At 65.4% G+C, this 12,641-nt stretch carries 12 protein-coding genes; 5 read left to right on the top strand and 7 right to left on the bottom strand.

Translation table 11 applies throughout. The annotated features are described in order from the left end of the window. Window positions 1-9 precede the first annotated feature (9 nt). From GYH34_RS05150 to recA, 4 genes are all read right to left on the bottom strand, one after another. Entirely contained in the window at window positions 10-438 is a 429-nt protein-coding gene (locus GYH34_RS05150) for a universal stress protein (protein ID WP_161912651.1), read from the bottom strand. Window positions 439-496: 58 nt separating this feature from the next. Next, window positions 497-1,756, bottom strand: coding sequence for a cyclic nucleotide-gated ion channel (locus GYH34_RS05145; protein ID WP_244635278.1), 1,260 nt, complete (start codon window positions 1,754-1,756; stop codon window positions 497-499). After that, window positions 1,753-4,419, bottom strand: coding sequence for an alanine--tRNA ligase (gene alaS / locus GYH34_RS05140; RefSeq protein WP_161912650.1), 2,667 nt, complete (start codon window positions 4,417-4,419; stop codon window positions 1,753-1,755). Before alaS ends, GYH34_RS05145 begins: the two co-directional genes overlap by 4 nt. Window positions 4,420-4,674: 255 nt before the next feature. Continuing rightward, window positions 4,675-5,754, bottom strand: coding sequence for a recombinase RecA (recA, locus tag GYH34_RS05135; protein WP_161912649.1), 1,080 nt, complete (start codon window positions 5,752-5,754; stop codon window positions 4,675-4,677). 319 nt (window positions 5,755-6,073) lie between these two features. Here recA and pyrE point away from each other — a divergent pair, with 319 nt between their 5' ends. Continuing rightward, window positions 6,074-6,670 (top strand): orotate phosphoribosyltransferase, encoded by a 597-nt coding sequence (gene pyrE, locus GYH34_RS05130; RefSeq protein ID WP_161912648.1) that lies wholly within the window; start codon window positions 6,074-6,076, stop codon window positions 6,668-6,670. Between the two features lie 30 nt (window positions 6,671-6,700). Next, window positions 6,701-7,033, top strand: a complete 333-nt coding sequence (locus tag GYH34_RS05125) for a c-type cytochrome (protein WP_161912647.1) — start codon at window positions 6,701-6,703, stop codon at window positions 7,031-7,033. A gap of 22 nt (window positions 7,034-7,055) precedes the next feature. Here GYH34_RS05125 and GYH34_RS05120 read toward each other — a convergent pair whose 3' ends face one another. The 3 genes from GYH34_RS05120 to GYH34_RS05110 form a co-directional block, all read right to left on the bottom strand. Next, window positions 7,056-7,484, bottom strand: a complete 429-nt coding sequence (locus tag GYH34_RS05120; protein WP_161912646.1) for a DUF3617 family protein — start codon at window positions 7,482-7,484, stop codon at window positions 7,056-7,058. Window positions 7,485-7,658: 174 nt separating this feature from the next. Next, entirely contained in the window at window positions 7,659-8,150 is a 492-nt protein-coding gene (gene lysM / locus GYH34_RS05115) for a peptidoglycan-binding protein LysM (RefSeq protein ID WP_161912645.1), read from the bottom strand. Window positions 8,151-8,234: 84 nt separating this feature from the next. Further along, window positions 8,235-8,897: an SGNH/GDSL hydrolase family protein gene (locus GYH34_RS05110; protein WP_161912644.1), complete on the bottom strand. Its 663-nt coding sequence runs from the start codon at window positions 8,895-8,897 to the stop codon at window positions 8,235-8,237. A 63-nt stretch (window positions 8,898-8,960) separates the two neighbouring features. On the opposite strand from GYH34_RS05110, the gene GYH34_RS05105 reads away from it, so the two are divergent. From GYH34_RS05105 to GYH34_RS05095, 3 genes are all read left to right on the top strand, one after another. After that, window positions 8,961-9,455 (top strand): DUF2165 domain-containing protein, encoded by a 495-nt coding sequence (locus GYH34_RS05105; protein WP_161912643.1) that lies wholly within the window; start codon window positions 8,961-8,963, stop codon window positions 9,453-9,455. Between the two features lie 123 nt (window positions 9,456-9,578). Next, on the top strand, window positions 9,579-10,850 hold the full coding sequence (locus GYH34_RS05100; protein ID WP_161912642.1) for a cytochrome c peroxidase: 1,272 nt from the start codon (window positions 9,579-9,581) through the stop codon (window positions 10,848-10,850). A 152-nt stretch (window positions 10,851-11,002) separates the two neighbouring features. Continuing rightward, window positions 11,003-12,601, top strand: a complete 1,599-nt coding sequence (locus GYH34_RS05095; protein WP_161912641.1) for a mucoidy inhibitor MuiA family protein — start codon at window positions 11,003-11,005, stop codon at window positions 12,599-12,601. The last annotated feature ends 40 nt before the right edge of the window (window positions 12,602-12,641 follow it).

The raw sequence follows: 12,641 nt of genomic DNA, 5'->3' as shown, positions 1-12,641 counted from the left end.
CCGACGACTTTAGCGCCGCACCACCAGCACGGAGCATTTGGCGTGGCGGACGATGGTCTTGGCGTTGGAGCCGAGCAGATAGGTGGACATGGCCGGCCGATGCGAGCCGAGCACGATGAGATCTGCGCCCCAGTCTTCCGCCTCCGCCAGCACCTCGGGATAGATCGCGCCGAAGCGGACCACAGTCGTCAGCAGATTCTTCGGATAGTCGATCTTGGCCGCGACATCTGCGAGCTCCTGCTCCGCCGCCGTGCGCAGCTCCTCGTCGAAATTCGGCGGGATGTAGTCGATGAAGGCGACTGGCACCAGAGATTGCACATTGACGAGCCGAAGCTTGGGCTGTGGCGCGGTCTGGGCGAGGGCGAGCGCCTCGTCCAGCGCGAGCCGCGTGAGGTCCGGCTCGGTCAAATCGAGCGGAATGAGGATTTTCTCATGCATGAGCGCTCCCTCCTCTCATCGATCTAAGACGCGGGCGCCGGTTTTGTCAGGGGCGCCCTCATGGCTTCACGGCGAATTCTCGCGCGGCGGAAGGTCGCGCGTCGATTTCCGCTTCTGCGAGATCGCCTTCGCGGACCACGGGCCGAAACTCTGAGCGGCTGGCCGCGACCGCCTCTATATGGCGTCCGATCTCGGGATTGCGCTGCGTGAAAACATGTAGGTCGAAAGCGTCGAGTATCAGCAGCTTTATCGGCGTCGCGGCGCGCACATTGGCGGTGCGGCGCGTCTTGCGCAAAAGCGCGATCTCGCCGAAGAACTGCCCCTCGCCGAGACGGGCCGGCCCGCTCGGCAGCTCCACCTCCACCTCGCCGGCCGCGATGAAATACATGGAATGCGCCGGCTCCCCGCGCCTCACGATCAGCGCGCCCGCCGGCAGAGATTGCGCACGCAAATAGCGCATGATCTCGGCGATCGCCGACGCGTCGAGCGTGGCGAACAGCGGCGCCTTGGCGACCATGCTCCAGGTGACGACGAATTCGCGCCGGTGAATCTCCTCCGCGAAAGCGGTGGCGACGATGCCGACCGGCAAGCCCAGCATGACGAAGCCCATCACCATGGAGATTGCCGCGATGACGCGACCCAAAGGCGTATGGGGCACCACATCGCCATAGCCGACCGTCGCTATGGTCTGGATCGCCCACCACATGGCGGCGGGAATGGAGCGGAAAGCCTCCGGCTGCGCGTCATGCTCGGCGATATGCATGGCCGTCGCCATGAACAGCACCACGCCGAACAGCACGATGCCGGAAGCGGCGAGCGCTTTGCGCTCCGCCTCCAGCACGGCGAAGATGGAGCGTATGCCCGGCGAATAGCGCGCCAGCTTGAAGAAGCGCGCGAGGCGCAGGAATAACAGCACGCGGAGATCCGCGGCGAGGATGACGGAAAGATAGAATGGCGCAATGGCGATGAGATCGACCAGCGCCGAAGCCGAGCAGAAGAAGGCGAGGCGCGCGCGCCCGGGGCGCATGGCGGCATAGAGCGCATGATCCGGCGCGCTCCAAATGCGCAGCGCATATTCGACGCTGAAAGCGGCGACGGCGACATATTCGACCACGCGGAAGAGCGCGCCATAGCGCGCGGCGTGGTCGGGATCGGATTCGAGGATCACCGCGCCGACGGAGAGGATGACGAGCGCCATCAGCGCTCCATGGGTGATTTGCGCGGCGCGATCGCCGACGCCGCCGCTGTCGAGCAGAATATGGACGCGGCGGCGGAGGCCGGACGGCGCCTCCTCGATCGCTGCGCCCCCCTCGCTCACGGCGCCGCCTTGATCCGCAGCGTCTCCTCGATCGCTGCCAGCGCGGCTTCGAGCGCAGTGGCGTCGGGGCCGCCGGCCTGGGCGAGATCTGGCCGCCCGCCGCCGCCCTTGCCGCCGAGCTTCTCGGAAGCGACGCGCACCAGATCGACGGCGTTGAAGCGCGCGGTGAGATCGGCGGTCACGCCGACGACGACGCCCGCCTTGCCGTCGGCCGAGGCGTTTGCGATGGCGACGACGCCCGAGCCGATCGTCTTCTTGGCCTCATCGACGAGCGACTTCAAATCCTTGGCGTCTATTCCGTTGACCGCTTTGGCGAAGAGCTTGATGCCGGCGACCTCGCGGACCGGTTCCGCCCCGGCATTGCCGCCGCCGCCCATGGCCAGCTTGCGCTTGGCGTCGGCGAGCTCGCGCTCCAGGCTCTTGCGCTCCTCGATGAGGCTCGCCAGCCGGGCGGGCGCCTCGTCGACGGTGGCGCGGACGAGAGCGGCGATCTCGCGCAAAGCCTTGGCCTCAGAGACGAGCTGGGCGCGGGCGCCTTCCGCCGTCTTGGCCTCTATGCGTCGCACGCCCGAGGCGACGGCGCCCTGCGAGACGATGCTGATGAGGCCGATGTCGCCGGTGCGGCGCACATGGGTGCCGCCGCAGAGCTCGACCGAAAATGCGCGATCGGCGTCAACGGGCGCATGGCCCATGGCGACGACGCGCACCTCATCGCCATATTTCTCGCCGAACAGCGCGCGGGCGCCGGAGCGAATGGCCTCGTCCTGTCCCATCAGCCGCGTCTCGACCGGGGCGTTGTCCTGCACCACCTCATTGGCGATCTGCTCGACGGCGGCGATCTCTTCCTCGCTCAGCGGCTTGGGATGCGTAAAGTCGAAGCGCAGCCGGTCCGGCGCGACGAGCGAGCCCTTTTGCGCGACATGATCGCCGAGCACGCGGCGCAAAGCCTCGTGCAGAATATGCGTCGCCGAATGATTGGCGCGCACGGCGTTGCGACGTGCGTGCTCGACCTCGAGCTCGAGGGCGAGACCGGGCGTGAGCGCGCCCTCCTCGACCACGCCCTCATGGACGAAGAGGCCGTGAACCTTCTTTTGCGTATTGGTGACGCGAAAGCGCACGCCCTTGGCGCGCATCACGCCGATATCGCCGATCTGGCCGCCGGATTCGGCGTAGAAGGGGGTCTGATTGAGCAGCACGGCGCCGCGCGCGCCGGTCTCGAGCCGGAAGGTCTCCGCTCCCTCGTGGAGAAGGGCGACGATCTGGCCCTCGGACTTCTCCCGGTCATAGCCGAGAAATTCTGTCGCGCCGAGACGCTCCTCGAGCGCGAACCAGACGGCCTCGGTCGCCGTCTCGCCGGAGCCGGCCCAGGCCTTGCGGGCCTCGGCGCGCTGGCGCTCCATGGCGGTCTCAAATGCCGCCTTGTCGACGACGATGCCGCGCGGGCGCAGCGCATCCTCGGTGAGATCGAGCGGAAAGCCATAAGTGTCGTAGAGCTTGAAGGCGGTCTCGCCGGAAAAGCTCGCGCCGGCCGTGAGCGAGGCGCTCTCCTCGTCGAGGATGGAGAGGCCGCGCGCCAATGTCTGGCGGAAGCGCGTCTCCTCCGTGAGCAGCGTGTCGCGAATGAGGCTTTCCGCGCGGGTCAGCTCGGGATAGGCGAGCCCCATCTCGGAGACGAGAGCGCCGACGAGCCGATGCATCAAAGGCTCGGCGGCGCCCAGAAGCTGCGCATGGCGCATGGCGCGACGCATGATTCGGCGCAGCACATAGCCGCGGCCCTCATTCGAAGGCGTCACGCCATCGGCGACGAGAAAGGCCGAGGCGCGCAAATGATCGGCGATGACGCGGTGGCTCGCGGCCTGCGGGCCGGCGGAATCGACATTGGTCGCGTCGGCCACGGCGCCGATGAGGCGGCGGAAGAGGTCGATCTCGAAAACCGAATGCACGCCCTGCAGAAGGGCGGCGATGCGCTCGAGGCCCATGCCGGTGTCGATCGAGGGTCGCGGCAGCGGCGCGCGCTCGCCGGGCGCGGTCTGATCATATTGCATGAAGACGAGGTTCCAGAACTCCAGGAACCGGTCGCCATCCTCGTCCGGGCTGCCGGGCGGGCCGCCGGCGACGCTTTCGCCCTGATCGAAGAAGATCTCGGAGCAAGGTCCGCAAGGTCCGACGTCGCCCATGCTCCAGAAATTATCCGCGGTGGGGATGCGGATGATGCGATCGTCAGAGAAGCCGGCGATCTTTTTCCACAGCGAAAACGCCTCGTCATCGTCGTGATAGACGGTGACCAGCAGCTTTTCGCGCGGCAGGGCGAGCTCACGGGCGACGAAATTCCAGGCGAGTTCTATGGCGCCTTCCTTGAAATAATCGCCGAAAGAGAAATTGCCGAGCATCTCGAAGAAGGTCAGATGCCGCGCGGTGTAGCCGACATTGTCGAGATCATTGTGCTTGCCGCCGGCGCGCATGCATTTCTGCGCGGTGGTGGCGCGCGCGTAATGTCGCTTCTCGAAGCCGGTGAAGACGTTCTTGAACTGCACCATGCCGGCGTTGGTGAACATCAGCGTGGGATCGTTCTGCGGGACGAGCGGCGAGGATGCGACCTTCTCGTGTCCATTGCGCGAGAAATAGTCGAGGAAGGTCGAACGGATCTGGTTGACGCCACTCATATCGGTTCTTGTCGCCCGCTTGTTCGGCTCGAAAAGCCATCGAACGCGCGCTCGGCCGTAACCGTTGCAGGGAAAAGGAAAAGGCCCGGCGCGAACCGAGCCCTTCTAGAGCATTTGTCCGCGAAGTGGAACAGGCGGCGCGGCTCGCGGAAGGGGATGGCGCCTCGGAGAGTCTTCGCGCCGCGACCCCACCCCGGACGGCTGCGCCGTCCGACCCTCCCCCTGAAGGGGAGGGTGGGCGTTCGCTGTCTGCGATCAGTCCTCGGCGCCGTCGCCCTCACCCTCGCCGCCGGCGTCGAGAATGCGCTCGGCGATGAGGCCGGAGTTCTCGCGGATCGCCTGCTCGATCCGCTCGGCCGCCTCTTTGTTCTGCTTGAGAAAGGTCTTGGCGTTCTCGCGGCCTTGGCCGAGCCGCTGGCTGTCGTAGGAGAACCAGGCTCCCGACTTCTCCACGACGCCGGCCTTCACGCCGAGGTCGATCAGCTCGCCCACCTTGGAGACGCCTTCGCCATACATGATGTCGAACTCGACCTGCTTGAACGGCGGCGCCACCTTGTTCTTGACCACCTTCACGCGGGTCTGATTGCCAGTGACCTCGTCGCGGTCCTTGATGGAGCCGATGCGGCGAATGTCGAGACGCACAGAGGCGTAGAACTTCAAGGCGTTGCCGCCCGTCGTCGTCTCCGGCGAGCCATACATCACGCCGATCTTCATGCGGATCTGATTGATGAAGATGACGAGCGTGTTGGAGCGGGAGATGGAGGCGGTGAGCTTGCGCAGCGCCTGGCTCATCAGGCGAGCCTGCAGGCCGGGCTGCACCTCGCCCATCTCGCCCTCGATCTCCGCGCGCGGCGTCAGCGCGGCGACCGAATCGATGATGAGAACGTCCACCGCGCCGGAGCGCACCAGTGTGTCGGTGATCTCCAGCGCCTGCTCGCCCGTGTCCGGCTGAGAGATCAGCAGCTCCTCGAGATTGACGCCGAGCTTGCGGGCGTAGACCGGATCCAGCGCATGCTCGGCGTCGACGAAGGCGCAGACGCCGCCCTTCTTCTGCGCCTCGGCGATCACATGCAGCGCCAGAGTGGTCTTGCCGGAGGATTCCGGACCGTAAATCTCCACGATGCGGCCGCGCGGCATGCCGCCGACGCCGAGCGCGATATCGAGCCCGAGCGAGCCGGTGGAGATCGTCTCGATCTCCACGGCTTTCTGATTCTTGCCGAGCCGCATGATCGAGCCTTTGCCGAAGGCCCGCTCGATCTGCGACAAAGCGGCGTCCAGCGCCTTGGTCTTGTCCACGGATGTTCCTTCCACGAGGCGGAGATTGGCTTGGCTCACGGCGATGATTCCTTCTGGCACGGGTCGGGCGGCGGGCGCAACGCGAGATGCGGCCCCGGGGCGAAAGACTTGTGATGATTGGATCGGTGACGAACAGAAGATCGGATGGGCAGATTGTATCGCATTTGTTCTCGTCGCCAAGTTCTTTTTTTGTTCTCTGTAATTTTTCCCGCGCCGTCCCGGCCGGGGGGACCGGGAGCCTGCCCCGGCGCGAGCCGAGGAATGGAACCGGCTTGAAGTCCGCGAGTTCCTCGGCGTAAGGGACGCGAGCCGGCTCCCGGCCTATTTCTCATGATCGACAGCGGAGTTTCGACAGCCCATGAGCGACACGCGCGCGCCTTCCCGTCCCGACGCCGTTCTCGATTCCGCCGATCCGCGCTGGGCGCGGCTGCATCGGCTGATCGACACGCATTCGCTGCTGCGCGGCGATTTCACGCTTTCCTCGGGCCGCAAGAGCAATTATCTCTTCCAGCTGCGCCAGACGACCATGCTGCCGGAGGGCGCGCATCTCATCGCCGATATCGTCGTCGATTATATGAAGGCGCAGGGGATAAAGGGCGTCGGCGGGCTGGCCGTGGGCGCCGTGCCCATGGTGGCGGCCATCGCCGCGGTGAGCTTTCCCAAAGGCGCGCCGGTCGAGGCTTTCTTCGTGCGCAAGGAGGCCAAGGGCCATGGCGCCAAGGAGCGCATCGACGGCTATGTGCCCGAGGGCGGCGAGGCGCTGATCGTGGACGATGTGGCGACGACGGGCGGCTCTATATTGGAGGCCATCGCCGGCATGGTGGAGGAACACCCGCAGGCGCGGGCGACGCGCGCACTGGTCGTGATCGACCGTGAGGAAGGCGCGGCGGAAAAGCTCGCCGAGAAAGGAATCACGCTCGTGTCGATTTTCAAGCGCGCCGATTTCACCATATAGGCCTTGCATGCCATTTCGGAGGGAGAGCCCATGAATCGCGCGACGCCGATGTTCCTAGCCTTCCTCGCTTGCGGAAGCGTCGCGGCGCCGGCGCGCGCGCAATCGAGCGATCCTGCGGCCGGGCGGCGTCTCGCCGCCTCGCTCTGCGTCGAGTGTCATCGCATAGACGAGAAGACGCCGGCCAAGGACGAGGCCGCCAAGGCGCCGAGCTTCGTCGATGTGGCGCGCATGCCCTCGACGACGGAGTTGGCGATCAAGGTTTTTCTGCGCAGCTCGCATCGGAACATGCCCAATCTCATCCTCACGCCGGACGAGATCGACTCGCTCTCGGCCTATATCGTCGGCCTCGCGCCCAAACGTTGAGGCGTCACGAAGCGCTGAGGCGTCACGGCTTCGGGCATTCGGGCTGCAGAAATTTCGCGTCTATGGTGAAGCCGGAGCGCTCGCGCGTGGCGCCGCTCTTTTGCGTGAGCGTCGTCTTCGATTGCGCGCGATACCAGCTCGAGAAATCACCGGTGAACAAAAGGCTCGTCACCTCGCGCGCGCCATGGAGATCGCATGAAAAGGTGACGATGACCTCGCCGCCCTGCGCGGATTCGACCGTCGGCTTCGTGCAATTGTCTTGCGGAGCGCCGAGCAGGCCATCGCCCGCCTCGATGCAGACGTCATGCGACTGCAATCCCACTTCCGGCGATATGGTCTTTATGCGCCAGAAACCGGGCCGGCGCTGCGGGAGACTATCCGCCGACGCGCTCGCAGCGAGCGGCAATATGGCGGCGATGAGCGTCGCGCGACACGCGGTATGGAGATTCAACTCTTCGCCTCGATGACGGATGATCTTTTACGGCGCGGAATATGTGACGCGCGCCTTTGCGAGGCAATTCGTTTTCGATATCGCGCGCGCATTTCGAGAATAGCTCCCGCGCGCGCATCCGTTTTTTCCTGGCGCCGTGACGCGGCCTCCCGAAGGAGGCCGCGCGACAGAGAATCAGGCCTGGCCGGCGGCGCCTTGGGCCTTGGGAATACGCAGCACCTGGCCGGGATAGATCTTGTCGGGATCGGAGAGCAACGGCCGATTGGCGGCGAAGATCTCTTCGTATTTTCCGCCCTTGCCCTGGCCATATTGCGTCTCGGCGATCTTCCACAGCGTGTCGCCCTGGCGCACCTTGTAGAAGAGCGACTCGGTCTCCTGCTTGCCGACGACGATATTGCTCTCGACCTGCGAGACGCCCTTGGTGTTGCCGACAGCGAGCACGATCTTCTCGGCGTCGCTGGTGGACTCGGCCTTTCCGCCGAGCTTGACCTTGTCGCCCTCGACCGAGATTTCGATCTTGGAGGCGTCGAGGCCTTTCTTCTCTATCTCCTTCTTCAGCTCTTCGGCCGGCGCGGCGGCGTTCTCGGTCGCGCCCTGGGGCGAAGGCGCATTCTTGTCGATCTTGTCGCCGCTCTTCGAGTTGTTCCAAAAATTGAAGAGACCCATTTTCTCGACCTCCTTCGCGCTTTGGCGTGAGCGCGAGCGCCGGTGGAATTGCGCCCGCGCCGCGTTACATAGGGCGCGCCGCGCTCAGGCGAGCCCATCGCGAAGAAGGCGCTCTTTCGCCGCATGCACCCATAGCTTCGCGGCGAGCGGCGAGAAATGCAGGCCGTCATCGGTCATCTCCGGCCGCCGTGCGCCATTGTGCGAGAGCTGCGGCGCGAGATCGACGACAGCGAGCCCGCGCGCCTCGGCGAGCGCACGCATCAGCGCATTGATCTCGTCTATGCGCGGCGCCGTCGCAGCATCGGCGACATGAGGCGCGAGCATCAGAACGCCGCGCGCATCCTCCGGCAGGCGGCGCAACAGCGCGCGAAAATCATTTTCGATCTGCGCGAGCGGCGCCGCGTCGAAGAGAAGATCGTTCAAGCCGCCGTCGATGATGAAGCAGCGCGCGCCCATCATGCGCGCCTCGACGATTTGCGCGCCTATATCCTTCAGCGTCGCGCCGCCGAGGCAGAGGCGCAGCACGTCGAAGGGCCGCCGACGGAGCGGGCGCCAAACGCATTGCGCCGCGAGGCTGTCGCCGACGATGGCGTAGCGCGGCGCACGCAGACGTGCGACGCGCCGATGCAGCGCGATGCGAAAGGCGCGCCGCACGCCGGCGTCGGAGGCCGCGATCAGCGCGCCGAAGAGCAAGAGGAAGAAGACGAGAATGAAAAGAATTTGCGCCAATGTCGCGATCGTCGTCATCACCGCCTCGCCCGCGTCATCGGCGGGACATAGATCCTATTCGACTCTGGGGAGGACGCCCGCATGATCGCCCGCATCGCCAAAATCCTGCTCACCGCCTGCGCCGGCCTGCTCGGCCTCATCGCCGGGCTCGGCAATATTTTCGATTATGACACGAATTTCGAGGTCCTTCGCCATGTCGTCTCCATGGACACGACCCATGCCGACGCCGCGCTGATGAGCCGCGCCATTGTCTCCGACTCGCTTCAGCGGCTGCTCTATGCCGGGATCATCGCGACGGAGCTCGCCTTCGGCGCGCTCTGCCTCTATGGCGCGCTGCGGCTATTTGGCGCACGAAAGGACGAGCCGGCGCGCTTCGAAAGCGCCAAGCAATGCGCCATCGGCGGCCTCGCGCTCGGCTTCGCGCTCTATTTTTTCGGCTTCATGATCATCGGCGGCGAATGGTTCCAGATGTGGCGTTCCATTGATTGGAACTTCCAGCAGCCGGCCTTTCGATTCATCGGCTCGCTGGGCCTCATCCTGCTCTTCGTCGCTCAGCCGGAGGCCCCGCGCGGCTGAAGGGTCGAGAGCATTGTTTGGAACCGATCCAATCTATGGAGTTTGACGGGATTAGCGCTCCTTCACTAGATTTCGCGCGCCGCTCATTCGGAGAGTTCCCTCTCGCGATCGGAGAAACTGACTATGGCGCTCGCCGCTCGATCGCGCCTCTCGACATTGTCGCGCGCATTTTTCTTTCTGCTCGCTGCGGCCTCGCCGGCGGCGAGCCTCGAATCGACGACGAGCGATGCGCGAGCGGCCGATGAGGCTCGCCTCTCGCAGCGGGAGCTGCTGGGGAAACGAATTTTCGAGGATAAGACTCTCTCGGAACCGGCGGGCCTCTCCTGCGCCTCCTGCCATGATCCCGCCAAGGCGTTTCAGGGCAATAATGGCTCGCCGATCGCGGCGCTGGCGCGCGGTAGCAGGCCGGATGCGCTCGGAACGCGCAAGACGCCCTCGCTCGCTTACGTCTCCTTCAGCCCGCGCTTTCATTTCATGAAGAAGAAGGACGAGGAGACCGGCGAGACCGAGCTGGTTCCCGTCGGCGGACAATTTTGGGACGGCCGCGCGGATGATCTCGCCGCGCAAGTGGAAGGGCCGCTGCTCAATCCGCGCGAGATGAACAATCCGTCGAAAGCCGCCGTGGTCGAGAAGATAAAATCCGGCGCCTACGCCGATCTCGCGCGGCGCGTCTATGGCGAAAAGCTCTTCGAAAGCGATGCGGCCTTCGACAAATTGGCGCGCGCGGTCGCCGCCTATGAGAGCAGCGAGCGCTTTCATCCCTTCTCGTCCAAATTCGACGATTTTCTGCGCGGGCGCGAGAAATTGACCGCCGAGGAGGCGAAGGGCTTCGCATTGTTCAAGGATAAAAAGAAAGGCAATTGCATCGCCTGCCATGTCGGCGAGGAGAAGTCGCGCCATCCGCAGGACTGGCTGTTCACCGATTTCAGCTATGATGCGCTGGGCGCGCCGCGCAACGCCGCCATACCGGACAACAAGGACCCGGCATTCGTCGATCTCGGCCTCTGCAAGCGCGACGGCCTCGCCAAGGTCGCGCCCAAGGGCTACGCCATCGACGGCCTCTGCGGGCAGTTCAAGGCGCCGACCTTGCGAAACATCGCCGTCACCGGCCCTTATCTGCACAATGGCGCCTTCGCCAGTCTGCGCGATGTCGTGGCCTTCTATGCGACGCGCGACACCGATCCTGCGCGCTGGTATCCCAAGAAAGAGGGCGCGACCGCGAAATACGACGATCTGCCGGAGAAGTTCCACGACAATGTGAACGTCAAGGAAGTTCCTTATGATCGCAAGCCGGGCGAAACGCCGCGGCTCGACGAAGGCGAGATCGACGCCATCGTCGCCTTTCTTCACACGCTGACCGACCGGCCCGCGCCCGCGGCGAAAGCCGAGCGATAGAGCAGGACGGGAGCCGCCGCGAAAAGGACATAAGCATAGGGCCGGATGCCGCCTTCTTTCCCTCGAGGAGGCGGCCCATGCGGCTTCGCGTGCTTTTGCTCGTTTGCGTGTCTTCGATCGCTATATCCTCCGCGTGGGCGAAGGAGACGATCGTGGAGGCGACATCGACGATCGACGGCGTCATCGTCCATCCCGACGCAGCGACGGTCACGCGTAGAGCGACGATCGATCTTCCCGCCGGCTCCGCGACGGTCCTCCTCAAAAATCTTCCCTTCGCGCTCGACGCCGATTCGCTGCGCGTCTCCGGCGAGGCGAATGGGCGCGTGACGATCGGCGCCGTCGAGGCGCGGCTCACGCCGGCGGAGACGCAGGCGCCGGACACGGCGATCGAAGCGAAGCTGAAGCAATTGCGCGGCGCGCGCGAGAGCCTGCAAGTGACGCTGGACGCGCTCGCCGCCAAGCAGGCCATGATCGCGCGCTATTCGCAGGCGAGCCCAGAGAAGCTCGGCCCGGAGACGCGGCCGCTCGCGATCGGCGAATGGAGCGGAGCCTTCGACGCCATCGCCTCCGCATTGACCAAAACCGGCGAGGACTTGCGCGGCGCCCGCGTCAAGGCGAAGGAGCTCGACGACGAGATTCACGCGCTGGAGGCGGGAACCGGCGCGCGCGCGCCGCGGCGCCCTTCGCGCGAGGTCGCCATAGCGGTCGAATCGGCGAGCGGCGGCCGGCTGCAATTGTCCCTCTCCTATCTCGTTTCCGGCGCCTATTGGCGGCCCGCCTATGACGCGCGGCTCGAGACCAGCGGCGCGGAGGGCAAGCCGCAGCTCGAATTCATCCGCCGCGCCGCGGTGACGCAGAGCACGGGCGAGGATTGGAACGATGTCACGCTCTCCGTCTCGACGACGCGCGCGCATCGCGGCGCAGCGGCGCCCGATGTGCAGCCGCAACGGGTGAGCTTTTACGAGCCGCCGATCGTTTATGCGAAGCCTGCGGCGCCCGTCGCGATGGAGCGGCAGATGCGCAAATCGGCGGAAGCGCCGATGGCGGCCGCTGCGGCGCCGGAGCCTGCGCCGGTGGAGCAGCAGACGGCCGCGCTGGAATCCACCGCCTTTCAGGCGAGCTTCAAAATCTCCGGCCGCGTCGGCGCGCCCGGCGACGGAACGACGAAAAGCTTCATTCTCTCCTCGCGCCGCATGACGCCGACGCTCGCCGCGCGCATCGCGCCGGCGCTCGATCCCACGGCCTTTCTCGAGGCGCGAATCCTCAATGAGGAGGACGCCCCGCTGCTGGCCGGCCCTGTCGCCGTGCAGCGCGACGGAATGCATGTGGGGCAGAGCCGCATCGCCTTCGTCGCGCCGGGCGAGGCGGTGCAACTCGGCTTCGGCGCGGATGACAAGATCAAGGTCGCGCGCGCGCCGGTCAAGCGCCTCGAGAATGAGCCGAGCTGGTTCGGCCAGACGAAATATGAGACGCGCGACTTCAAGACGACGGTCGAGAATCTGCATGATTTCATCGTTCCGGTGACGGTCGTCGATCAGATTCCGTTTTCGGAGACGACAGCGATCACGGTCGAGACGCTGCCGCAGACGACGGCTCCCACGATAAAGCAGATCGCCGACAAGCGCGGCGTGATGGGCTGGAGCTTCGACGCCAAGCCGCGCGAGACGAAAGAGCTGCGCCTCGCCTATCGCGTGAAATGGCCGGCGGAGCGCGACATTGTGACACAGCCGGCGCCGATCACCCAAAGGTGACGGACTTGAAAGGGACTTCGGCGTAGCCATTTGTGTCGTG

The sequence above is a fragment of the Methylosinus sp. C49 genome, assembly GCF_009936375.1.
Lineage (GTDB): Bacteria > Pseudomonadota > Alphaproteobacteria > Rhizobiales > Beijerinckiaceae > Methylosinus.
This window is presented reverse-complemented; position numbering and strand designations above follow the sequence as displayed.

Excerpts from the sequence above, each read along its gene's own strand:
- alaS (WP_161912650.1), bottom strand. The coding sequence starts at position 4,419 with ATGAGTGGCGTCAACCAGATCCGTTCGACCTTCCTCGACTATTTCTCG.
- pyrE (WP_161912648.1), top strand. The coding sequence starts at position 6,074 with ATGAGCGACACGCGCGCGCCTTCCCGTCCCGACGCCGTTCTCGATTCC.
- GYH34_RS05100 (WP_161912642.1), top strand. The coding sequence starts at position 9,579 with ATGGCGCTCGCCGCTCGATCGCGCCTCTCGACATTGTCGCGCGCATTT.
- lysM (WP_161912645.1), bottom strand. The coding sequence starts at position 8,150 with ATGGGTCTCTTCAATTTTTGGAACAACTCGAAGAGCGGCGACAAGATC.
- GYH34_RS05150 (WP_161912651.1), bottom strand. The coding sequence starts at position 438 with ATGCATGAGAAAATCCTCATTCCGCTCGATTTGACCGAGCCGGACCTC.
- GYH34_RS05110 (WP_161912644.1), bottom strand. The coding sequence starts at position 8,897 with ATGACGACGATCGCGACATTGGCGCAAATTCTTTTCATTCTCGTCTTC.
- GYH34_RS05105 (WP_161912643.1), top strand. The coding sequence starts at position 8,961 with ATGATCGCCCGCATCGCCAAAATCCTGCTCACCGCCTGCGCCGGCCTG.
- GYH34_RS05125 (WP_161912647.1), top strand. The coding sequence starts at position 6,701 with ATGAATCGCGCGACGCCGATGTTCCTAGCCTTCCTCGCTTGCGGAAGC.